This window comes from Buttiauxella sp. (assembly GCF_035271705.1).
Taxonomy (GTDB): Bacteria; Pseudomonadota; Gammaproteobacteria; order Enterobacterales; family Enterobacteriaceae; genus Buttiauxella.
The window spans coordinates 1-22,358 of the sequence record NZ_DATERI010000048.1; the positions used below are offsets into that span (position 1 = coordinate 1).

At 47.8% G+C, this 22,358-nt stretch carries 23 protein-coding genes, 1 pseudogene and 2 riboswitches; of the genes and pseudogenes, 15 read left to right on the forward strand and 9 right to left on the reverse strand.

Features of this window, described 5'->3' with window-relative positions:
- Nucleotides 1-422, reverse strand: a pseudogene (locus VJY99_RS03580) (class I tRNA ligase family protein); the annotation flags it as partial.
- A gap of 136 nt (nt 423-558) precedes the next feature.
- On the opposite strand from VJY99_RS03580, the gene apbC reads away from it, so the two are divergent.
- The gene (apbC, locus tag VJY99_RS03585; protein ID WP_100779557.1) at nt 559-1,668 is read left to right on the forward strand and encodes an iron-sulfur cluster carrier protein ApbC; all 1,110 of its coding nucleotides are present in this window, start codon (nt 559-561) and stop codon (nt 1,666-1,668) included.
- 90 nt (nt 1,669-1,758) lie between these two features.
- On the opposite strand, the gene VJY99_RS03590 is transcribed toward apbC, so the two are convergent.
- The 6 genes from VJY99_RS03590 to VJY99_RS03615 all read right to left on the reverse strand — a co-directional run bounded on the left by VJY99_RS03590 (nt 1,759) and on the right by VJY99_RS03615 (nt 7,558).
- Complete coding sequence (locus tag VJY99_RS03590) at nt 1,759-2,250, reverse strand: GNAT family N-acetyltransferase (RefSeq protein WP_324116414.1); 492 nt, start codon at nt 2,248-2,250, stop codon at nt 1,759-1,761.
- Nucleotides 2,189-2,521 (reverse strand): RcnB family protein, encoded by a 333-nt coding sequence (locus VJY99_RS03595; protein ID WP_100779559.1) that lies wholly within the window; start codon nt 2,519-2,521, stop codon nt 2,189-2,191. The genes VJY99_RS03590 and VJY99_RS03595 overlap by 62 nt, the downstream gene beginning before the upstream one ends.
- A gap of 305 nt (nt 2,522-2,826) precedes the next feature.
- Complete coding sequence (locus VJY99_RS03600) at nt 2,827-4,293, reverse strand: aspartate aminotransferase family protein (protein WP_324116416.1); 1,467 nt, start codon at nt 4,291-4,293, stop codon at nt 2,827-2,829.
- Between the two features lie 16 nt (nt 4,294-4,309).
- Complete coding sequence (locus VJY99_RS03605; protein ID WP_102104115.1) at nt 4,310-5,686, reverse strand: diaminobutyrate--2-oxoglutarate transaminase; 1,377 nt, start codon at nt 5,684-5,686, stop codon at nt 4,310-4,312.
- 263 nt (nt 5,687-5,949) lie between these two features.
- Nucleotides 5,950-6,411 carry a hypothetical protein gene (locus VJY99_RS03610; protein WP_100779562.1) on the reverse strand — a complete coding sequence of 154 codons (462 nt, stop codon included), beginning with the start codon at nt 6,409-6,411 and terminating at the stop codon, nt 5,950-5,952.
- A gap of 202 nt (nt 6,412-6,613) precedes the next feature.
- Entirely contained in the window at nt 6,614-7,558 is a 945-nt protein-coding gene (locus tag VJY99_RS03615; RefSeq protein ID WP_324116419.1) for a YadA-like family protein, read from the reverse strand.
- A gap of 470 nt (nt 7,559-8,028) precedes the next feature.
- A riboswitch (TPP riboswitch) is annotated at nt 8,029-8,124 on the forward strand.
- 67 nt (nt 8,125-8,191) lie between these two features.
- On the opposite strand from VJY99_RS03615, the gene VJY99_RS03620 reads away from it, so the two are divergent.
- The 4 genes from VJY99_RS03620 (at nt 8,192) to VJY99_RS03635 (ending at nt 11,609) form a co-directional block, all read left to right on the forward strand.
- Nucleotides 8,192-9,499 (forward strand): tyrosine-type recombinase/integrase, encoded by a 1,308-nt coding sequence (locus VJY99_RS03620; protein WP_324116421.1) that lies wholly within the window; start codon nt 8,192-8,194, stop codon nt 9,497-9,499.
- Between the two features lie 98 nt (nt 9,500-9,597).
- Nucleotides 9,598-10,326, forward strand: coding sequence for an HNH endonuclease (locus VJY99_RS03625; RefSeq protein WP_151532563.1), 729 nt, complete (start codon nt 9,598-9,600; stop codon nt 10,324-10,326).
- Between the two features lie 25 nt (nt 10,327-10,351).
- Nucleotides 10,352-10,978 (forward strand): hypothetical protein, encoded by a 627-nt coding sequence (locus tag VJY99_RS03630; protein WP_324116424.1) that lies wholly within the window; start codon nt 10,352-10,354, stop codon nt 10,976-10,978.
- A 163-nt stretch (nt 10,979-11,141) separates the two neighbouring features.
- Nucleotides 11,142-11,609: a hypothetical protein gene (locus VJY99_RS03635; RefSeq protein WP_324116425.1), complete on the forward strand. Its 468-nt coding sequence runs from the start codon at nt 11,142-11,144 to the stop codon at nt 11,607-11,609.
- A gap of 218 nt (nt 11,610-11,827) precedes the next feature.
- Here the strand turns inward: VJY99_RS03635 and VJY99_RS03645 are convergent, their stop codons facing one another.
- Nucleotides 11,828-12,406 carry a tyrosine-type recombinase/integrase gene (locus VJY99_RS03645; protein ID WP_324116426.1) on the reverse strand — a complete coding sequence of 193 codons (579 nt, stop codon included), beginning with the start codon at nt 12,404-12,406 and terminating at the stop codon, nt 11,828-11,830.
- Nucleotides 12,407-14,344: 1,938 nt separating this feature from the next.
- Between VJY99_RS03645 and VJY99_RS03650 the strand changes: the two genes are divergently transcribed.
- From VJY99_RS03650 to VJY99_RS03695, 10 genes are all read left to right on the forward strand, one after another.
- Nucleotides 14,345-14,521, forward strand: a complete 177-nt coding sequence (locus tag VJY99_RS03650; RefSeq protein WP_324116427.1) for a hypothetical protein — start codon at nt 14,345-14,347, stop codon at nt 14,519-14,521.
- 14 nt (nt 14,522-14,535) lie between these two features.
- Complete coding sequence (locus tag VJY99_RS03655) at nt 14,536-15,345, forward strand: DUF6945 domain-containing protein (RefSeq protein ID WP_324116429.1); 810 nt, start codon at nt 14,536-14,538, stop codon at nt 15,343-15,345.
- 20 nt (nt 15,346-15,365) lie between these two features.
- Nucleotides 15,366-15,647 carry a hypothetical protein gene (locus VJY99_RS03660; protein ID WP_324116430.1) on the forward strand — a complete coding sequence of 94 codons (282 nt, stop codon included), beginning with the start codon at nt 15,366-15,368 and terminating at the stop codon, nt 15,645-15,647.
- Nucleotides 15,648-15,756: 109 nt separating this feature from the next.
- On the forward strand, nt 15,757-16,146 hold the full coding sequence (locus VJY99_RS03665; protein WP_324116432.1) for a hypothetical protein: 390 nt from the start codon (nt 15,757-15,759) through the stop codon (nt 16,144-16,146).
- Nucleotides 16,139-16,477: a hypothetical protein gene (locus tag VJY99_RS03670; protein WP_324116434.1), complete on the forward strand. Its 339-nt coding sequence runs from the start codon at nt 16,139-16,141 to the stop codon at nt 16,475-16,477. Before VJY99_RS03665 ends, VJY99_RS03670 begins: the two co-directional genes overlap by 8 nt.
- 708 nt (nt 16,478-17,185) lie before the next feature.
- A complete protein-coding gene (locus tag VJY99_RS03675; RefSeq protein WP_324116436.1) occupies nt 17,186-17,410 on the forward strand; it encodes a hypothetical protein in 225 nt (74 codons plus the stop codon).
- Nucleotides 17,411-17,413: 3 nt separating this feature from the next.
- Nucleotides 17,414-17,791: a hypothetical protein gene (locus VJY99_RS03680; RefSeq protein ID WP_324116438.1), complete on the forward strand. Its 378-nt coding sequence runs from the start codon at nt 17,414-17,416 to the stop codon at nt 17,789-17,791.
- A gap of 18 nt (nt 17,792-17,809) precedes the next feature.
- Nucleotides 17,810-18,847 carry a major capsid protein E gene (locus VJY99_RS03685; protein WP_214623942.1) on the forward strand — a complete coding sequence of 346 codons (1,038 nt, stop codon included), beginning with the start codon at nt 17,810-17,812 and terminating at the stop codon, nt 18,845-18,847.
- A gap of 339 nt (nt 18,848-19,186) precedes the next feature.
- On the forward strand, nt 19,187-21,055 hold the full coding sequence (locus tag VJY99_RS03690) for a hypothetical protein (protein WP_324116441.1): 1,869 nt from the start codon (nt 19,187-19,189) through the stop codon (nt 21,053-21,055).
- Between the two features lie 64 nt (nt 21,056-21,119).
- Entirely contained in the window at nt 21,120-21,578 is a 459-nt protein-coding gene (locus VJY99_RS03695) for a hypothetical protein (protein WP_214623944.1), read from the forward strand.
- Between the two features lie 18 nt (nt 21,579-21,596).
- Here VJY99_RS03695 and VJY99_RS03700 read toward each other — a convergent pair whose 3' ends face one another.
- Nucleotides 21,597-22,037: a DUF6998 domain-containing protein gene (locus VJY99_RS03700; protein WP_214623946.1), complete on the reverse strand. Its 441-nt coding sequence runs from the start codon at nt 22,035-22,037 to the stop codon at nt 21,597-21,599.
- Between the two features lie 236 nt (nt 22,038-22,273).
- A riboswitch (TPP riboswitch) is annotated at nt 22,274-22,358 on the forward strand. This riboswitch is flagged as partial in the annotation.

Below are 22,358 nucleotides of genomic sequence, written 5' to 3' on the forward strand. Positions count from 1 at the left end.
AAAACGGTCCGGCAGGAACATGCCTTTTCCGGATCGTAGAGCTGAGAGATGGTGCGGTTTTTGATAAAACCGTTCTCTTTCAGGCGGGTGTAGATCAGCTCCGATAGCTCGCGGTTCTCGTCGCTGTGCGTCGAGTGGTAGTTATCGTAGCTGATGTCAAAGCCGGCAAAATCGGTCTGATGCTCCTGACTCATTTCGGTGATCATCTGCTCAGGAGAAATCCCCAACTGCTGGGCTTTCAGCATGATCGGCGTGCCGTGGGCGTCGTCCGCGCAGATAAAGTTAACCTGATGGCCGCGCATTCGCTGGTAACGGACCCAGACATCAGCCTGGATATGCTCCAGCATGTGGCCGAGGTGGATTGAACCGTTTGCGTACGGCAGAGCGCACGTTACCAGAATTTTTTTCGCGACTTGAGTCATAGTGGGCATTACTTCTTTAACAGTAAAAAGGGTTTTTGATAGTAACAAAAGGGCCATTATTAAGTAAGCACAAACCACGGCCTTTCAGGTAAACTTGTTCAACTAAGGTCTTATTCACAAGAACAAAGGAGTCGGGATGAGTTCTCAATCCCAGGCCAAATCACCGGAAGCCTTACGAGCAATGGTTGCCGGGACGCTGGCTAATTTTCAGCATCCAACCCTGAAGCACAATCTGACCACGCTAAAAGCGCTGCACCACGTGGCATGGCTGGATGACACGCTGCACGTTGAACTGCAGATGCCGTTTGTCTGGACCAGCGCCTTCGAAACCCTGAAAGAGCAGTGCAGTTCCGATCTGCTGCGTATTACCGGGGCGAAGGCGATTGACTGGAAGCTGACGCACACCATCGCCACGCTCAAACGCGTGAAAAATCAGCCGGGCATTAACGGCGTGAAGAATATTATTGCCATCAGCTCCGGCAAGGGTGGGGTGGGGAAATCCTCTACCGCCGTAAACCTTGCGCTGGCGCTGGCCGCAGAAGGGGCCAAAGTCGGTATTCTGGATGCCGATATCTACGGTCCGTCGATTCCCAACATGCTGGGTGCGGAAAACCAACGTCCAACCTCCCCGGACGGCACCCACATGGCGCCAATCATGGCCTACGGTCTGGCGACTAACTCCATCGGCTATCTGGTGACGGACGATAACGCGATGGTCTGGCGTGGCCCGATGGCCAGCAAGGCGCTGCTGCAGATGCTGCAGGAGACCATGTGGCCGGATCTCGATTACCTGGTGCTGGATATGCCGCCAGGCACGGGCGATATCCAGCTGACGCTGGCGCAAAATATCCCGGTGACGGGAGCGGTTGTGGTCACTACGCCGCAGGATATCGCGCTGATCGACGCCAAAAAAGGCATCGTGATGTTTGAGAAAGTGGAGGTGCCGGTGCTCGGCGTGGTCGAGAACATGAGCGTGCATATTTGCAGCAACTGCGGTCACCATGAGCCGATTTTTGGCACCGGTGGCGCAGAGAAACTGGCGGCGCAGTATCACACTCAGCTGCTGGGGCAGATGCCGCTGCATATCACGCTGCGTGAAGATCTCGACCGTGGCAAGCCGACCGTGGTGGGCCGTCCGGAGAGTGAATTTGCGGGAATGTACCGTCAACTGGCAGGGCGCGTGGCCGCGCAGCTGTACTGGCAGGGTGAAGTGATTCCAAGCGAGATCGCGTTCCGCGCAGTCTAAGCATTAGCCGTAGTGGGCCGGGGGCACTCGCTTACCCGGCCTGCAACAGGCTGTTCCGTGGGCCTGCGCAAGTGCAGCGCCTGCGGGCAATTACCGCAAAACGTAATGCATCAGGTAATACTCTCCGTCCGGAGAATCTCCCGTCGCCTCAATATGCCAGCCGTGTCGCTGGTAAAATGCCACCGCGCGTTCATTTCTGACCAGACACTTCAGCGAACCGGTGCTGGTGAATGTTTCCTGCACATGTTTGAGCAACAGGCTGCCAGCGCCCGCGTGCTGATACTGCGGATCAACAAACAGATTGTGCAGAAAATTATCGTTGCTCCAGACCGATGCAAACCCGAGGCGATGGCCGTCTTGCATCGCCACCCAGATTTGCTCGTCACGCGTTGCCGCGTCGAAATCCTCTAGCTGCCAGTCGCTGCTGTCCAGCCACGGCCAGGCTTCACGCCGGGCGTGTAAGTAGAGGGTGCGCAGGAAAGGGCGATCGCTTTCCTGCCAGGCCCGGACGATGAGGGGATCAGCGGTGATAGAAGATATCTCCGTTGTAGGCTTTACGGATTTTACCGTCGGCGTCACCAATCAGAACGTAGTTCTCACCCATGTAAGTCCAGTGTGTACCCGCGTCAGGCGCAGGGAGGTTACGCAGCTGGTACTGTTTAATGGTGTATTCAGGCGTTTGATACTGAGCTGGTGCGGTGTCGCCAATTTTGAATTTGGTGAAATCGGCAATGAACTCTTGTTCTTCGTATGCCTGGATACCAGAAGGGGCAGCGGCAGGCTGCGGCGCGGCGTATACGGCACCCGCCAGTGACATCAACACACCCAGAAGCAGCAATTTACTCTTAGCCATTTTTTCTCCAGTTAAACCGTTTTGCTGATACTTCAGCCCGCTGTGGCGTCACAGCGTGGCAAGCAGCCCATTTTAGGGGGCACAGTCCCACTTGTTTGAAAAAAAATGTAACAAATCTGAACAGCTTTGCCCACGAATTCTTAACCACGCCCCTGAATGACGTTTCACATCTCAATATTCAGAGAAAATAACGAATTAGAGGTGTGCGAATTTATGGGTAAGCTGGTCGGGGAAAATCGCAGTGGCAAAGGAAAAAGCGGAATAGCAAAATTGTCCCCGCACCAGAGGGTGCGGGGAGCAAGGACTTACTTCGCCAGAATCTCGTACGCGGTGCGTTCAACCAGCGACAGCAGGACTTTCACGTCGTCCAGCGTCACCGTTGGGTTCAGCAGCGTCAGTTTCAGGCAAGTCACGCCGTTGTGCTCGGTCACGCCGACGTTTGCACGGCCAGAGTCGAGCAGGGCGTCACCAATTTTCTGGTTCAGCAGTGCGATATCCGCGTCGTTCAGCGCCTGCTCAGGGCGGAAGCGGAACAGCACGCTCGCCAGCTGAGGCTGCATTACCAGCTCCAGCACCGCCTGATCTTTCACGTACGCGGCAACGTCCTGCGCCAGCGTTACACCGTGATCGATAATGGCCGCGTATTGCTCCTGACCCAGCGCTTCCAGGCTCATCCACAGCTTCAGCGCGTCGAAACGGCGCGTAGTCTGCAGTGATTTGGAGACCAGATTCGGCACGCCCGCTTCTTCGTCAAACTCAGAGTTCAGGTAGGCCGCCTGGTAGCGCATCAGCTCGTAATGGCGCGCTTCTTTCAGCAGGAATGCGCCGCAGCTGATGGTCTGGAAGAACTGCTTGTGGAAGTCCAGGGTGATGGAATCCACCAGTTCGATACCGTCCAGGTAGTCGCGATACTTATCGGACATCAGCAGTGCGCCGCCCCAGGCTGCATCCACATGTACCCAAATCTGCTGCTCTGCGGCCATCTCTGCGATAGCGCGCAGCGGATCGATCGCACCCGCGTCGGTGGTCCCGGCGGTGGCGACGATCGCCAGAATCTGCTCACCGTTGGCAGTGCACTGGGCAATTTTCGCCGCCAGATCGTTCAGATCCATGCGTGAGCACTCGTCGGTTTTCACCTGAATGACCGACTGGTAGCCCAGACCGAGCAGCGCCATGTTCTTCTGCACGGAGAAGTGCGCGTTTTCAGAACAGAGTACGCGGATCTTACGCAGATCACCGATCAGACCATCCTGCTGGATGGAGTGGCCCTGACGCGCGAAGAACGCGTCACGTGCCAGCATCAGGCCCATCAGATTGCTCTGGGTGCCACCGCTGGTGAACACGCCCGCATCCCCGGCCTGATAACCCACGCGGGTACGCAGCCAGTCGATCAGCTTCATCTCAATGATGGTTGCTGACGGGCTTTGATCCCAGGAGTCCATGCTCTGGTTGGTGGCGTTGATCAGCACTTCCGCCGCCTGGCTCACGACCAGGCTCGGGCAGTGCAGGTGCGCCACACACTGCGGGTGGTGAACCGACAGGCTGTCTTTCAGGAAGTACTCGACCGCGCGGGCAATCGCCGCTTCGTTGCCGAGGCCTTTCTGACCGAAGTTCAGGGAGATATTCTCGCGCAGGTCGGCGACGGTTTTCCCCTGATACATCTCAGACTGCTGCAGCCACTGCATCACCGCCTGAGAGCTTTGCTCGATGGCCTGCTGATAGGCCTCGATGCTTTGCGCCGACGACGACAGAATTGGGTTTGACTCAGACATCTTTTTCCTAACTCCGTTAGACCGGGCGAACGCCCGCAGCAAGCAGCGCCTGCTCGAATTTATCCAGGAAGACTTTCAGTTCCTGATCGCTAATCAGCAGGGATGGCAGCAGACGCAGAACCACGCCGTTACGACCACCGCGCTCCAGAATCAGGCCTGCTTCGAAGCATTTCTTCTGGATCAGGGCAGAGAGATCGCCGTCGCCTGGGAAGCAGCCCATGTGATCTGCCGCTTCGTTCGGTTTCACGATCTCGATGCCGATCATCAGGCCCAGGCCGCGAACGTGGCCGATCACCGGATAACGCTGTTGCAGCTCAACCAGCTGGCCTTTCAGCCATTCGCCCTGAGCGGCCACTTTGTCGGCGATGTTCTGATCTTTCAGAATTTTCAGCGTAGTCAGGCCGGTTGCCATCGCCAGCTGGTTGCCACGGAAGGTGCCGGTGTGATGACCTGGTGCCCAGGCATCGAACTGCTTTTTAATGCCGAGAACGGCCAGTGGCAGACCGCCGCCGACAGCTTTAGACATCACGATGATGTCTGGCTCGATACCTGCGTGTTCGAAGGCAAACTGCTTGCCGGTACGGCAGAAACCAGCCTGAACTTCGTCGAGGATCAGCAGAATGCCGTGCTCCTGAGTCACTTTACGAATGCGCTGCAGCCACTCAGCCGGAGCCGGGTTTACGCCGCCTTCGCCCTGAACCGCTTCCAGAATCACGGCCGCAGGTTTACGCACGCCGCTTTCGACGTCGTTGATCAGGTTATCAAAGTAGTAGGTCAGCGCTTTCACGCCCGCGTCACCGCCGATACCCAGCGGGCAGCGGTACTGGTGCGGGTAAGGCATGAACTGCACTTCTGGCATCATGTTATCGACCGCTTCTTTCGGCGACAGGTTACCTGTCACAGAGAGCGCGCCGTGGGTCATCCCGTGATAGCCGCCGGAGAAGCTGATAATGCTGCTGCGACCGGTGACTTTTTTCGCCAGTTTCAGCGCGGCTTCTACCGCATCGGCACCGGATGGGCCGGTGAACTGCAGGCAATATTCTTTGCCCTGGCCTGGCAGCAGGGAGAGCAGATACTCAGAGAACTCGTCTTTCAACGGTGTTGTCAGATCGAGGGTATGTAACGGCAAGCCGCTGGTAATGACATTTTGGATGCTTTTCAGCACATCAGGATGGTTATGGCCAAGCGCGAGGGTGCCAGCGCCGGCAAGACAGTCAAGGTATTCTTTATTATCTGCATCGGTAATCCACACGCCATCTGCTTTAGCGATCGCTAAAGGCAGTTTGCGAGGATAACTCCTGACGTTCGATTCAAACTCGGCCTGACGGGCCAGATAGGTTTCGTTGCTTTTGCGGGCATCTGCGGTGTCAATACGGACTTTATCCGTCATCATATCACTCCCACAACCGGGGCAGCCTTATGCGCCTCGATTGAATAAATAGTTAGTAAAGGATAGGGCGAGTAAAAAACGCGGCCAATATAGAGCCTTTTGGCGCGTGGCTCAATGGTTAATTTGTTTACTGTTTTGTTACAAAAGAGGGGGGTTAAAGAGCGTTCAATAACCCGATGTTTTTGATAACAAAAATCTGCCGCTTCGACGCGAAAAGCCCTCACCCCGCGCAATACAAAAAAGGCGGCACGTTAGCCGCCTTAACTTTACTTCTGCGTGAACTGCAATAAGCCATGATCGCGGCCATGGGTTTTATTCCATGACGCATCGGTAATACCGTCTTCATCAAGGGTGATGGAGAGTACGTAACCCGCGCCTTTAATCTCATAACTATTCGCATTAAAACGCTTTATCGTCGCCTGCTTACCGTTGATTTTGGCGGTGAAAAAGCCGTTGCTGACGCTGGCTTTGATCCCGTTGGCCGTGAACGAGGCTTCACGCAGCGGGTCATGCACTTTGGCGCTCTGACCGTGCTGCACGGCGTTGGCGGCATTCTCAAGCGCCTGTTTTTCGGCCACGGCGTTCATCGTCGTGGTACGGTTTTGCTCCGCTAAATAACAGGTATCGCGGCTGACGCCTTGCGCTTCACACTTCGCCATACGCTCAGCCGGAGAGGAACAGGCCGAAAGCGCAGAGACAGCAATGGCGACCATCATTAATTTCTTCATTTAATAACCTCTAATACATTGGATACAATTTAAAGATGAGATGAGATCGCGACAGGAGAAATAATCTCTGTACATCGTCCCGAGCCAAAATCCGGTCAGTATTAATAAAATATAAAGCACAGCAGAAATTATTATTATTTTTATCATGATGGCTATCATCAACAGGTACAAAATCACTCTTTAATAACGATGAGCAGATTTATCAGAAGCCAATTCCGATACCCGCGCCCATCGCGAAATCGTTGTTGGTGGAATCACTGACACCCGCTTTAATCACGGTTGCGTCGCCAGCATGGAATGATGCGCCCACGCTCAGCGCCTGCTCATTTTTGAATGTCCCTACGCCTGCGGAAAACATCACCTGCTGGCCCACCTGCACCTGAGGCATCGATGCAATGGCGATGGCAGATGCCGCCCCGCTGCGGGATTCTTTCTTGTTATCGTCCACTTCATCTTTCAGATTTTTGAACTGACTATTGCTGGCGGACTGCTGTTGAGCAAACGACTGTTTCGCGTCTTGCAAATCTTTCTCGACGCTCGCCGACTGCTGGGCAGCGGCACTCTGTAGATGGTTAATCTGCTGATTCACATCCTGCTTAGTCTGCTGAAGATCTTTATTCAGGCTGGCCGACTGCTGCGTGCTGGTGTTCTTTATCGTCGAAATCTGCTGATTCACATCCTGCTTAGTCTGCTGAAGATCTTTTTCAATATTGGTCGTTTGCTGTGTGGTGGTATTTGTTACCGTCGTAATCTGGTTAGTGATGTTCGTGTTTGTCTGCTGCAGTGCATTATCGATGTCGATTTTCTGCTGAGTGACCGCATTATTCGTATTATCAATTTGCGTGTTTAAATCTGTTCGCGTCTGCTGTAAATCATAGTTGACCACCAGTACTGCATCTTTAGTGCTATTCAGATCGTCATCTACGCCACTGATACGCGTATTCAGTCCCTGAAAAGCCTGTTCGCTATCGACTTTATTTTGGGTAATCTGGTTCTGATGATCGTTGATAAGACCGATAGCCGCCTGGTGATCGGCTTCAACGGTATCACCCCACGCTTGAGAATAATCTATTGGTGCAGCAAATACGCTTCCGGCGCAGATGAGAGTCAACGCAAATACAGCGACAGGGGTTTTACGAGTAAGCATTAATTTCACGATCTCAATCTCAACAATAAATGCATAATTCTTAGATATAACGCAGCTAAAAACCGACGCGAAAAATCGAGTCGAGTAGGTCTGCTCCAGAGGGTGTATTTTTTTGATGGTCACAATCTTATTAACCGGGCTGAACTATCGTCTAACTGACGCGTGTGAACTTTGACGCAGATCACGTGCAATGCATATATCTAAGTTGCTGAAAGTAAACATTAATTTTGCATAAAGCGTTGTTTTTATTTGTATTGTTACCTTGGTTTGCGAGGTGGTAGTGCGAAGAGAAGCGGAGAGTTAAAAACATTAAATCTGAATAATCAAAGAGATTAAATGTATACACAGTAAATGAATGTTGAGGCTATTTTTTTAATATTTTTTCCCTGACGCACGACAGAAATCGGCTCGCGAAGGCTTGCCTGAGGCGATGGCTTGCTCTACCCTGCTAAAATTACTGAACTGCTCAGTAAGTTGACTCGGGGTGCCCTTCTTTGTGAAGGCTGAGAAATACCCGTACCACCTGATCTGGATAATGCCAGCGTAGGGGGCCAAAATTTGGCCTACTTATCATGAGATTGCATCTCTTTTTGTCCGTGCGTAATGCACTTGAGGTACAAAAAGGGCTTGTCCATGAGGTTAAAATCGCTTCCGTACACTTTCAAAAGGTACGGTAACTACTACATTCAGATTCGCTTATCTAATGGGCGGTCATACAAAAAATCACTTTCTACTGACAGCTATCGCGAAGCATCTGCTTTGATGATTAGCATCATTCCGCACATTCCTTTTGTTAAATCATTAGCTACGCCGCTTCCAGTGTTCGAATCATTCTTATCAAATCTGATTGCCTCAGAACGAAAGGCTGGGAGAAATCCACTCATACCCCACCAGCAGATGATTGTTCCTGCTGTAATCGTAGAATCTCAACCGCCAGCCGAAGCGGAAAAAGTGCTAACCCTTTCGGATGCGTGGGCGATGTACAAAGATGAAAAAGGGCGCAACTGGACGAAATCGATCTCAATGGCAAATGAACGTTACATGGAAGTATTGTTAACTGTCTTGGGAAAGAAAACTGATGTAACGGCGATCACTAAACAGGACATTAAACAAGTGATGGAAGTGGTTGAAAACCTCCCTAAGCGCGTTGTTCAGCCTTACCGCTCAATGACCATTCAGCAACTGATACAATGTGATGACGTGCCACCGGATGAGCTGGTTGGTGTTGAGGCCATCCATAAGCATCTCAAATTATACAAATCACTGTTCAAAACTTTCCTCACAGAAAACAAAGACATTTTATCTAAATCGCCAACCGATGGCGTAGTGGCTGCACCATCGAAAGCGAGATTTGGGGCATACAGCACAGCAGAAATGAGAAAGTTTGTAGGGTGGGCGCTCAAGCAGCCTGATAACTGGCAAAAATGGGTCACTTTGTTGTTGGCATACACTGGGGCCAGAAGGGGAGAAATAGGAAGGCTGGAGAAGTCACAGATCAAATTCGACGAAGACAGTCAGCGCTACTACTTCCTGATTGCTGAAGGAGGTCAGGGGAAAACCGAGAACGCTACCAGGCAGGTAGTGATCCACCCTAAGTTAATTGAATGGGGTTTCATGGATTACGTTAATCGCCAGTGGAAAGAGCGGATTTTTTCAGAAGTGGCAGGTACGAACATGACGAAGATCGGCAAAGTTTTAGCTGATGTTCGTGATCAGCTTGGGATTCCGTATCAGGATGACTACGGGCAGCGCCGCTTGGTGCATAGTTTCAGGCACACAATGATTTCAACCTGTTTAGCTGGTTGGGTAGGAAACCTTTCGCACTTGCAGCAGGTGGTTGGCCATGAGAAAAGCGGAGCAGGCATCACCCAGCGCTATCTGCATACATTCCCCTTATCCTCAGTTTCTTATGTGATTGACGGCCTGTGCTGGGAATCCTGACGGGGCCTTATGGCTTCTATTGTCTTAAATCAGAGAGTTGCATGAACGATGCTTGATAGATAACCTAAGATAAATCTTAGTTGCAGGTGAGGCCAAAGATGGCAACAAAACCAAATCGTGCTTTGAAGTATGGAAACCAGCCGATAAGGATTACTACTGTTCAAGTAGTAGAGAAGTTGGGAGGGGCTGCAACAATAAAGCAAGTCGATGCTTATCTGAGGGAATTGTATCCTCACTATCGGGACAACACGCGCTCTAACTTGGTTATTAACACCGTCAATTGCAATAGAAGCCATTGGCCTTGTAATGAAGTAGCCAGAAGAACAGATGATACGACTCACCGCTACCATGAGTATGATCGCTTATTCAAGCGAGGGAACATTTTCGAGATTTATCAGCCCTCTGTGCATGGTGTATGGGAGTTGTACCAGGATCAACAGGGTAAATGGTGTTACCGTCAAGTGAAGTCGGAGTTTGAAGAAGCAGTAGAGGCTGCTGCTAAATTACCCTCATCTACACGGGAGCGGATTTTAGCAACGGAAAGTAAAACTCCAGCGCTAACCGAAGTAACAACACGAGTTTATAAGCGAAGCCCGTATGTGGTTGCAGAAGTTCTTTTAAGGGCTAATGGTAAGTGCCAAAGCTGTAAGCGTGATGCACCTTTCCTGAAAGAAGATGGTACTCCATTTCTTGAAGTTCACCACATTGAGTGGCTTTCTAAAGGCGGGGAGGATTCCGTGGAAAATGCTATAGCATTGTGTCCAAATTGCCATAGGCAAGCTCATTATGGTGCTTTGGAATTAGTGGCGGTTAACAAGCAAGGTTGAACACAACTTTTCATACAGGATGTCCATGAAGAAGCTCGAATGGGGTAAATACGCGCTGATCTATCTTGCAGGATTTCTGACCAGTTTCAGTGGTGCTTTAGATAGTTTAGTGAAAATACCTTCGTCGTATAAAGAATTAAAGAAGACATACATCTACGATAGCGAATTTTTAACAGGTCAATGGTCAACAAATGCTGAATACTTAGCGGGCAGTGGAGAACTGGGATTGGATCCTTCACAACCAAAGATGACTTTGAGTATGGAGGCATCCGAGGACGGAAGCGCGAGCGGTGAAATGATGAGTGAAAAAATCTGTGACGCTCTGCCGCTTACTTGGGACATTAGGCTTGAAGCAGATGCGCCAACATTCCGTGATTTCTTTTTTAACCGAAAGTTTTATTTAAAGCAGTTGCATGAGGGCAAAATGCAAACTGTTGCAGCATTGGAATTAATTAACGAGGATAGAAAGCGTGGTGCAATGACGTTTAAAGTTGTTGGTGATGGTACAGGCGTACTGCCGAAGCAAATAACATTAGCTAAAAATCTCCCTCAGTTTAAGTCTGATTTCAAAGAGTTGTCCGATTATTGTGCTGAATCACCAATGAAATTCTGGAAAAATTATTATCAGAGAAAAGGCAAAAAATTCCCATGAAAAGGGGGCATTACGCCCCTTCGTATTATCCTCTCAAAGCCTGTAACCACATCATCAGCGAATGAAGCTGGCTTCCTGTCATAGCTGGCACTTATTGTCTTGTATTGCATTGATTTTGTTGTAATCTGAATGTGAATACAACAGCATAGTAAGGAGAGGCAAAATGGCAGGAGATTTCAGAATTTATTATCTCATTGGGAATGAGGAACATTCTCTTAAAAAGTGGTTGGAGACTGACGCACCAACACAGCAGAACGAAGAAGTTGTTAGTGCAGTTATGGAGGTTGTTCCAGATGGCAAAGCGCCCAGCATCTTACGCCTGGTAGACTTGGATACAGATGGAAAACCAATGATTTATGACGAGTATCTCATTCAAGGCTTTGGAGGCATTATCTTCGGACTAATTTATCGTCGAGTGGGGCATGATGGTTGGTTCTATCTTGCAGATCCCCAAATGTACGGTTTTAGAGAGGGGAGCAAAATTACGGATAATAAATTAACCGTTGTAGCGAACACTCGTTATTTATTTTCTAATAAAGCTGATTTCCCGGTAATAGCTACCATCGATTGGGACAGGCGCAGTTTACGTTATGGAAATAAGGAGCTTTACTTAATCCCCACATCGGCTTAGAAAATAGCTACGGTTTAGCATCCCCTGTGTTAAACGTTTTGGCATAGGGGCATGAGCCTTTCGTCGTGTAAGTGAAATGATACTGGCTATTCTTGTATACGCACAGTGTTTTTCCGTTCTCTGTCTGTTCCTCCTGTGGGTGAGTCATCGTAATTTGTCCGGTGTTTGCTTGGACTGGCAATAGCGCCAGTGTCAGCACACCAAGCCTTTCATGTTGATCACCATTCTAAAGAAAACTCCTCTGTTAAGTCGTCCTGCACGTCCTGACCATACCCGATGTAATACATGGTTGACCGTGGATCTGTCTGCCCCAGGAAATGGGCGATTGTCTCAATAGCTACCCCTGCATCGAACATCATACGCCCACGGCTTTTACGGGGTGTATGGCATCCCACGTTAGAGAATCCCGTTCTACGTCCCATCTTCCCAAACTCAGTAAAAACGGTGTTACGAGTGACTGCGTGCCCTCTGCTGCGTAATGTGGCAGCACTGAAAATGTAATCTGTAGCTACAGGCATCTTCGCTTGCTCTGCCTTGCGTTGTGCCACGACAGAGAGCATCGCGGCTGTCACCTTCGGCCTCACCACGTTTCCGGTTTTCTCCTGCTTCACCTTGAGGTGAGATTGCCCCTCTACATCTTCATACTTGAGCTTGAGCACGTCAGAGATACGCAAGCCCGATTCATACATAAACACCCACAAGCAATAGAACAGGTTGCTTCTGGCGTTGCGCTGTAGCTCTGCTGCCACTTCCTTAACATCGTCTGCGCTCTTTAGCGCCTGGCTGATACCTTTCATCTTTATCTCTCCTCTTTTTCGTTTCGGTGAAAACATCATTGATCAGAAAATGATCATTTTCAACATGTTGCACGATACGTTTATTTATTAAGAGCACAAAATGATCAAAGTGTGTGCGCGGTTGCCTGACCTATCGAACACCGCCCGAGGCACTTCCCCAATTCTGCACAGCGTCCCGCCCGAATATCGGCAACTAATTGAAAAATAACAATAAATGCAATTTCATGAATGGTTCATGAAACGTTGGTTCTGTCAAGGAATTTATTTTCGATGACGGGGAGTTACCCCTGTTTGCACGATGAAGTGATGGAAAAGTGTTCTGATTGAGTGGAATCAATGAGTTACAGAATACACTTTACGAAAGTGTATCGAAGTAGGGCGTAATTGCACTGTAGATGCGGCGTTAATGATAACGCCTCTCATTTGTTGCGATGAGATCTGATTTGTTGAGAATTATTCTCAAATGAAGGAGTTTTGAGCATGAAAAAAGAAACGTCGTTTCAATTTAGAAAGCTCGTTCAACATTCTTGCATGTGACCAAAGTGGTTTATCATGACAAACAGCCCTGTGATCCGCCCGGTGTAAGGGTTTGGTAAAGTTAAGCCATTCTACAATGGAAACTTAAAGTTTAACTTAGGCTACATTAACCTTGATCTTTACCTGCTAATTACCAGCGGATTACGCGCCAGTTTGATGGGAATTAACCCAGGGTTGTTGCATGGGGTAGTGTGGAGAGGGCAAAGCAACAGGCTAACCCTAAATGGTGTCAATTTGGCACCTATTGGCAGAATGGCACTCATGGATAGGTGTCAAAATGGCACCTATTCGGGAATAACAGGTGTCAAAATGGCACTGATTGAGCTGTGATTGGTGTCAATTTGGCACCCTATACAAAGAGATTCTAAAAGCGATCTCTCAAAGAGAGCTTTTAGAAGATCTATGTTTTTGCGCTTGTCGCAAAGATTATTTGCTGGCGGCTCTTCGCCGTCACTCAAGGGGAAATGTCCTGGTACGCCGTTTAGTGGCTTCCCGGACACCCACGTTCCGCTCATAGCCACAGCAAAGCGTTACTCTGTACCTTCTTGACTCGTGCAAACTTCGTTTCTGACGAGAGTCAGGCACGAATGATTTTATGCCGTAGGCAAAGTACCTTTGCGCTGTGCGCGGAATTACCATCTGATAAGCTGACTAACTTCAACCATCCATTCATGAACTAACGTTCACCCATGCAAGGTTTCAGTAAGTCAGTGGCTAAGGCTTCACTGTTCGCTGATGGCTCCAGTTCATCCAGCCTCAATCCAATACCAACACCTTCCATCCTGATAACTGCGTTATCCCGCTGTAGTTGTGCAATTGGTTTCTGGAAGTGCCAGAGGGCGCACAGGAGAGCCGTAGAGCGCTTTAAGTAGGGTAGGGAATACCGATGTAGTGCATGTGTATGCAAACCTTGTGTAGCTCGATACAGAGCGTTTTATGTTGATTGGTTGAGGTTGATCGCAATTGAGCGGTGTGCTATGATCTTAAATGGGATAAACTTACCTTCACCTATTGACATTTAAATCATTTCATGATAGAGTAACTAAGTAGGGTGATGAAAGCATTCACCCTGCCATCTTTTAAGGCATTCTGCCTAACCACAAAATCCAAAATACACCGCACTATCAGGCAACGTTATTAACGTTCTCCCTGGATGGTGTTTCCGTGTATCTAACGCAAGGAGAATCCACATTAAGTATTTTAATCCAGAAATTGTCTTCGAGGCTTTAAAAGCCGGAAGCCAAACACGCAAGGCAATTAACAGCCAGCGAGCAGCAGCACAGCGTCAAGGTTATTTGGAACATGCTGAAAGATTACGTAAAGGGATAGAACTTTACGATCAGTGGAAAGCTGAACAGGCTGAAACCACCACCAACAATTAAGCCAGAAGGAGAAAACTGAATGAGCGAAAACCAAAAGAAGAAATCAGCCGGAACATTCGTAAAATTGCCTGATGAAGTTTTTACCACTTTATTTAAAGAGGCGCGAGCGCGAGGCGTAACAGTGCAGGAGATGTTAATTGACGCTGCAATCACACTTTCATTATCAATCAAGAGCGGAGAACGTTCTACTAAATAAGGATACACCCTAACATGACCGACATTATAAACGGAGACATTTACAAGTATTTTGGTACAGAAGAAGCATTCATCGAAGCGAGCCACATTACCAACCTTAAAACAGGTGAGCGCGTGGAACTCTCCAACGATGCAAAAGTATTATACTCGCGTATGCGCAAGCGTTATCATTTCTTTACCACGTCAAGCACTGGCGGGAATAAAGGGATCTACCATGACAACGTAGAAGAGTTGAAAGAAAGTGCTAATCTCTCGAAGAGCACAACGCTACGATGTTTGAAGGTGTTAAAACAAGTTGGTTTAGTGGTTGCCACGCTGTCAGGCCGATCTAACCAATGGACTGTAGCCAACATTACACCAGATTCTTTCTTGCTTGAGCGGAACGCAGGGACGGCAAAAAATCCTGTCTGGGTGGACTGTCTGAAGCATCCCGTGTTTGGTAACGCCAAAGAAGACGCGCCAGCCGTTCAGCCGGAGGAGCAACGCGAAGAGGCGAAAGCCGATCCGATGTGCGACCTTGACGAAGCACCAACGCCGGAAAAGGTGAAGGCAACACCTAAGCCCACGAAGAAACCAGCGCCAAAGAAAACACCAGCCTTACCGCAAGCTATTTCCCCATTCGAGTTTAAAACGCCACGAGATGAACGTTTTGATGGGAAAGCCTTTGAAAGATTAAACGACGCATCTGATCGCTTTCAGGTATTCCAGGATTTCGATCTACCCTACCTCGCATTATTTGAGAACCAGGGGAAATTAACCAATCCGAAAGCCATAGAACATCTTGCAATGAAGAGAAATCTCTTCGAAAGAATGGGGCGATTATAGCTATTAATAACAGGAGTAACATGAACAAATTATACCTATTGAACGAAGCTACACATCATCAAATCGAATGTAACACCGTCTGCCAACGTCTTTATTATCACCTCGCATCTCTCAAACGTGAAAGCGGAGCTATTCGAGCAACAGTGAAACACATTGCTGATGGTGTGGGAATAAGTGAAAGCGGGGCGCGGTATTGGATGTTATTAATGCACGATGCAGCCGTTATTACTATGGAACGCCACGGTAAGTATTACGACATTACTGTAAACGAAGCGGTGAGCTTCATTACGACAACCAACTAAGAAATAATACGGGAAACTTTTATGATCATCGCTACCTATTGGCTGTTTGCATTTTACGCAGTATGGACATTAACGAGAAAACAGGGAGTTTCCCCTCTACGAGGAATAAATGGGACGAAAAGAACGAAATCCGATTAAACGGATAGAACAAGCGACACGCGCCAGCAAACGTAAATACACCTATTCTCTACAAGACCTCGCACGAGAGTCTATTCCAGGGGAATGGATTACCGAAGTAATAGAATACCCTCCAACGGTTCCAACCGGATCAGAGTTTGAATTATTGCAGGATGTTCTATCGTCAACGGACAACGTTTATTACAAGCCACGACGTAGAAAAGAATACATAATTGACAGTAGCCAGCTTAAACCCTGGCAAATTATCGGATTTGAAAATTACTCCGATTATGTCGGGTATTCACAAACTAACGGCCTGAGTGGTCACACTGCCGATTTGGATTTTTTATTTAATGACGATAAGGAAAATTATAATGACTAACGACACAATTCAATCTCTACTCCTTAGTTTCGAAGATAACTATCATCTCCCGCTATTACAGGAAGTGAATAAAACATACATCACAGCAACGCCTGAGAGCCTCCTGAACGCTGTCAGACATACAGAGCAAGGCATCACAGCCCTTGAGCATCTTCAAACCTCTGTAGCGCGTTTGGTGGAGCGTGACGGCAGCACCATTACCGCTGATCAGGCGTGGAGAGCAGCAAATGCCCTTGAGGAGCTTGCTTGCTCTTTGCAATACATCACGCTTGAGTTGGGAGAGCTTGCCGTTAGCATTGCGGAGAAATACGCAGCAAGCGAAATTGAATAAAAATGCAGTTAAAGTGAATAAAATGCTTGCATTGTTGTCACTTTTATGTTAAAGTAGTTATAGGATCTGAATAAACGTATCGAATCACGTTTCTTTCCTCGTATGTCAATACGCACTCCTGAGAATGCCGTTTCCCATAGCGGCGCTCTCTTCAATGTCTTTCCGTAAAGAATAGGGTTATGTTCTTTAGCTACGGTTATTTCTTCATTGTCGTTCCGAAGGTAATGCACGGTCACATTATTATTGTGTTGTAATGGTGTGAGCAATCACCGTGCATCTCCTTTCTTTACGGAAAAGCATTGTGCTTTTTACTCAAATCCCTAATGGATTGATTAGTTGTCAAACTACAAAGTTCTGGAAAATTGTATAATTTCGAAATTTAAGTAATTCAGGAATTACGTTAGGTTGGCAATCTTCTATTAATAACACTCCCGAAAGTGTCAGCGATAGATAATGAATCCTCATTTATTCCAGGGCGCTGCAACACGCTTTTAAATGAGGAGCAATGACGGGCGACCCTACTTTGTGTTTACATCTGTATTCACATTGCGCCCTTCATTTATTTAAGAAATCACTCTTTAACTTCATGGCCTCTTCTATGACGTTAAATAATGCTTTCTTTAGCAAGGGGCATTCTCTCTTGGCGACTTCGGTCGCCTTGTTTGTTAAATGATGAAAACAAAAAAGTTACAATAAGGAAACTTCTTCATGTTTCTGATGAACTATGACCGTGTGATCACTCACAAATCCTCTTCACTTATCCTCACTGAAAAGATGATGAAACAGGCGGCGCATGTATTAGGCGTAAGTGTTGAAGAGATTCGAGAGGTTACAGAAAAATTCTGGCCTACAGCCACGATCACAAAATCACATACCCCTCACCCATCATCAGGGCTTGAGGAACGATTAAAACTATTAGCAAAAGGAAAATAACCAATGCAATTTGGAACATTTCAAACTCTGAACGGGAATAACGCATTCTCCCGTTATAAAGTAGTGGCGCATGCAAGTGATGCCCTGCTACAGGATAAACTGGTCAAACTAACAGACGGTATTGCATCCGAACTGATTGTAGGCGACCTCGTGACAGTAACAGGGGCAAAAGCCGCCGCAGCAGCCGACATTGCATTTGTCATGGTAGAGCCAGCATTTGCAGGTGATACGGCTATCGTAGTAGCAAACCCTGTACACGTTATTATTTCGAAACTCGGGATTGAGTTTAATAGCATGGATGAAACTGCTGTTATCGAAAAACTCGAGGATCTGGGATTCACTTTCACTGACTACGACACCGTAGCGCTACGCACAACCTAATTAAGGATAATAATAAGAATGGCTTATTCAGATTTATTTTCTGGCAACATGTACGATTTTGCCAGCCCGTTTACATTCTCTACTCAACTAAACCAGATTGTAACTAATCTTGGGTTATTCCGTGTTGAACATCACGAAGTTAATAGTATTGCTCTTGAGAAAATCACCGATGTGAAAAATCTCGTTGCACCTGAAAAGATGCCCTATGCACAGTCAGATTGGAACAGTGCAGAACGCCCAGAATTTACCAATGCCCTCTATCAGCTTAAATACACTAATTCCTTAAATTCAGTGACTTCACGAGATCTGGAGCAGTATAAAGCGCGTGGAACGGTAGACACTGCTGATCAAATTACCCTCGCTATTTCTGATTTCAGCGACGCACAGTATGCACAGGTGAGTAACACGGTAGAGGTTGACCTTGTAGAGGCGCTGTTAGGGCTTCGTGTGGAGTCACAATACGCCGGACAGGGCAATTTAGATTTCCTTGCTGGCGAAGCTAAAACCACATACACGATAGACATTAGCGCAGACGCTAACGTATTCCAGCAACTAAGTGAGATCGGACGCATTCAGAATGTGAAACTTGGATCAGGGCTGGCACAGGCTAAACAAGGGGCGGTGATCCTGGCATCCGGCAAAGCAGCCGTAGCGCTACGCTATCACCCGTCCGTGAAAGATTTCATGGTGTATACGCTGCCGCTGGAATCTGGCGATAACTTCTACACCCGTACTAAAAGTTCAAACCCAGCTTTTGAAACATGGACGCTGAACGGCGTAACCGTGATCGATGTGACAGGTTATAGCCTTATCACGGATCGTATTGGTGTTGATTCGTTCGTGAGTATCCCATTAATGGCTCCTGAATCTAACGCTTACGTTCTTCACTCTGGTGTTGGTGTTCGCCATGCGACACAAGGCAAAGGCGCGGAACTGTATCACCAGTATGTGATTGTAGATCAGCGTTGGGGCTTTCCAGAAGTGGCTACAGAGTGCAGCTATCTCCCAATCGTGGCGATCCCACAAGCGATCATTTTCGGTACTGTCTCGGAATAACGAGCGATAGACGGTAGTTCTTCCCGTCTGGAAATAAAGAAGAGCTTTTAAACAGGGCGTGTGAGCGTTGGGAACTATGAGAGCGCAAATCTCCCCAGTGTTCCCGCCCTTTTTTATTTCCAGAATAAGAGGAAAGATAAAATTGGAAATTATCCTTAAGAGTCGAGGCTTACATTTACAACTTAATGATACAAGCGCAGAGCAAATACTCAATTTAGCAGCCGTATCGAGAGCGCTTGATGTGAGTCATACACATTTGAGACAACTTATTTTCAGAGGGATGAGTGTATCAGATGCACTTAATTATCTTGTGAACGAAAAGAAAGGCGGTGAATAATCATGCTTGAGATTTCTACAAGTGTTATAAAAAATACCGTCACCTTCGTTGTGGACAAGCAGAGTATTGCGGAGGCTAAAAAATCCGCAGATGACCTTCAACGTCATTTTTCTAAGATTAAAGACCCGAAGATTCGTTTTCAGGCTCAAAAGCAACGTAGAACTAAAGCGCGGGAACAAGTGGCTGATGCAAAATCTGCTTCGCCTAAAACGCCCAGTGATTTGAAGCAGCAACAACGCCAGGCAGAAAAGGCTGGGAAAGCGCAAGCCAGGGAAGCGGCTAAGATTGCCAAACGTAATGAAACAGCCGAATTGAAATTCCGCAGTGCTAATCTCCAGATGAAAGGCATAGCCGGGAAATACGGCATTGATCCTGCGAAGCAATACCAGTTTTCCCGCTTCGCTAAGGAACAGACAGAGCTTTTCCGTAACGGTCAGATCAGTAGTCAGAAGATGAACTATGAGCTACGCGAACGCATAGCTCTTATGCGTCGTGAAGCAGCGTTACAAGCTAAGGTGACAGCTTCCACTCAGGCTCAGGCGGCGGCAATACGCCATGCTAAGAAAACAGACTATGCAGGGGCTGCAAAGGGCATTAAAGAAAGAGGTATAAACGGCATCATCGGCGGTGGAGTGGGCTTAATCGGGGCCACTGCTGCATTTGCTGGCGGGGCAGGTGTCCTGTCTCGTATTCGTGACAAAGGTAATGAAAACCTTGATTTAATTAGAAAGTCAGCACTGGTTAAAACTAATCCAAATGCTGTTAAAGCCCTTGTAGCTTACGGACAGCAACATGGTATAGATAGCGCATCAGTAGACAAGGTGACGGACAACTTCAAAGATGTGCGCGAACGCTTGGGTGAATCGGTTACAAACTCCGCATTTGATCAGAAATCAGGTAAATGGAAAGGTGGTAACGGAGCTATAGACAACGTTATGAACCTGTTCGGCTGGAACAAGAAGCAGATCGCCCAGTACCAGGATAACCCGTTAGATTTCATTCAAGCCACTGTTAACGAAGGTCAGCGCCGTGGAATGTCTCAGGCATCTATCGGGCATCTGATCGAGGATTTTGGAGATGACCTTGCGCATTACACCGATGCTTTTATGAATAATGGTGCGCAGTTTAGCAAGACGTTGAAAACCCTTGTAGAGAGTGGTCAAACCCTTAACGATGAACAGATCAAACAAACCTATGCTTACGGCGATCTAACCGTTGCAATGGGTAATCTGATGAATGGCGTTGATAACAGCCTCTTTACTGGATTCATGAAAGGTTTTGCTGATGGCGGTGATGACCTCGTGAAGAACACCAAAGTGATCACCGAATCAGCTGGAATGCTCGGAGAGGGTTTAGGCAATCTTTCTAAAGAAATCACCGGGTTTGTGGGGGAAATCTCCGGCGTAATCTCCGATCTTAATGCAGGGCTTCGCTCTCGTTTCCCTCAGTGGTTCACTGAAAGCGATAAGCCAGCGGCCCAGGCGGTCTATGATGGCGTAACAGGAAGTGCTAACAGTGCGGCCTCGTGGGTGCAGGAGCAAACAGGTTGGAATCCTCAGAGTGTGGGGCCAGCGATCATGGATTGGTTGGGTGTTGGTGGTAGTAATGCAGGTACGGCGGCAAATCAATACAGCGTAAATGGTGATTCTCTTCGTGGTTCTGCAATGTCACTAAGCAGCGGCAATGCGCCTGTGTACACGGTGAATCCTACATTCAATCTAAATCTTGAGGCATCCGTACCGCTCACTATCGCCAGCGATTCGAGCAGACTTGCGGATTATGTCGATTTCACGGCTAAAGCCTCACAAGCCAGCTTCATGCAATCGCTCACGTTGTCTACTTTGAGCGGTCAATCATCTACAGGTGGATGAGTATGATACTGAATCAAGGTTATGATAAAATACCCAAGCCAAATTTCAATTAAAGGAATTGATCTTGAACTTTGATGATTTGTCTTCTGATGAACTTGATCAGCATGTTATGGATCGCCTCGTATTTGAAGAGGAGGAATTATCTCCTATCCTAAAGGGGCATCTATTTATTGAGAAAGTTCTTGAAACATTAATTTCAAGAAATCTTGTTGAGCCTAAGGTATTTTTCAGGTCTACCCGTTCTTATGATTTAAAAGTAGATTTGGCCTTTGCTATGGGATTGCTTAATAATAAATACTACTCTGCATTCAAAGCGATTAACAAAGTTAGAAATAACTATGCGCATAAGCATGATTACAAAGTCACCCATGAAGAATTGAATGCTTTCAAATTTGATTGGGAAGACATTCAGAATAAAGCATTTGCTGTGGCATGTGAAAAAAGTATTGGCGAGGGGGCAAGTATTGCCACAATGTTTTTATGTTGGAAAGCAATACACCTCCTCGACAAACAAGAAGATTAACAAAGGGGCTTACGCCCCTTAGATGGCTTGTAATTGTCGAAATTCTTCGGTGACGTTCTCTACGCCAGGTACTTTCAGCAGTACGCCGTTGAGATGGATTACGAACTTGTTATCGTGGCTGGCATACCCTGCAATCTGGCGGCAAACATCGACAGGAACACGAACCGCCAATACCACTTCGGCATCTTCATCAAGCTGAATGCCGATTAGGTAATCGAAATCCCATGAGCGAATCCCGCCTAATTGAGTTTTATTTACTCTGGTTTTAACCTGCAACAATGTGCCATCGTCCAGCCTTACATCGGCGCTTTTATGGGAGTTTGGCAGGAGCGTCCCGCCATAAAGTTGCTGTACGAGATGTTCGCCATAATCACCAGTAACATTCCCGCCCCGCGCGAAAATACTTTTGCATGCGGTCACTGCTTGTCGGTATTGGCGATAGGCTTCACGAGCACTCATTGATCGACCCTCAGTTTTTCTCAGTCTTATGTGTTTTCATTCTACACAATCAGAACTAACACTCATTGATCCAACTACTGACCTTTTAAAGGGGCTCATGCCCCTTTTTCGTTTTTGGGGTGGGGGTCAAAAAAGGGGTTATGCGTATTTTCAAGGTGAAGAAGCGATAACCGGAAGGGCAGGCTTGCGTTAGCAACCCACTTCCCCTAAGCTGGCAAAAAGTATAGAGATTCAATCTACATGACTCGGGGTGCCCTTCTACGTGAAGGCTGAGAAATACCCGTACCACCTGATCTGGATAATGCCAGCGTAGGGAAGTCA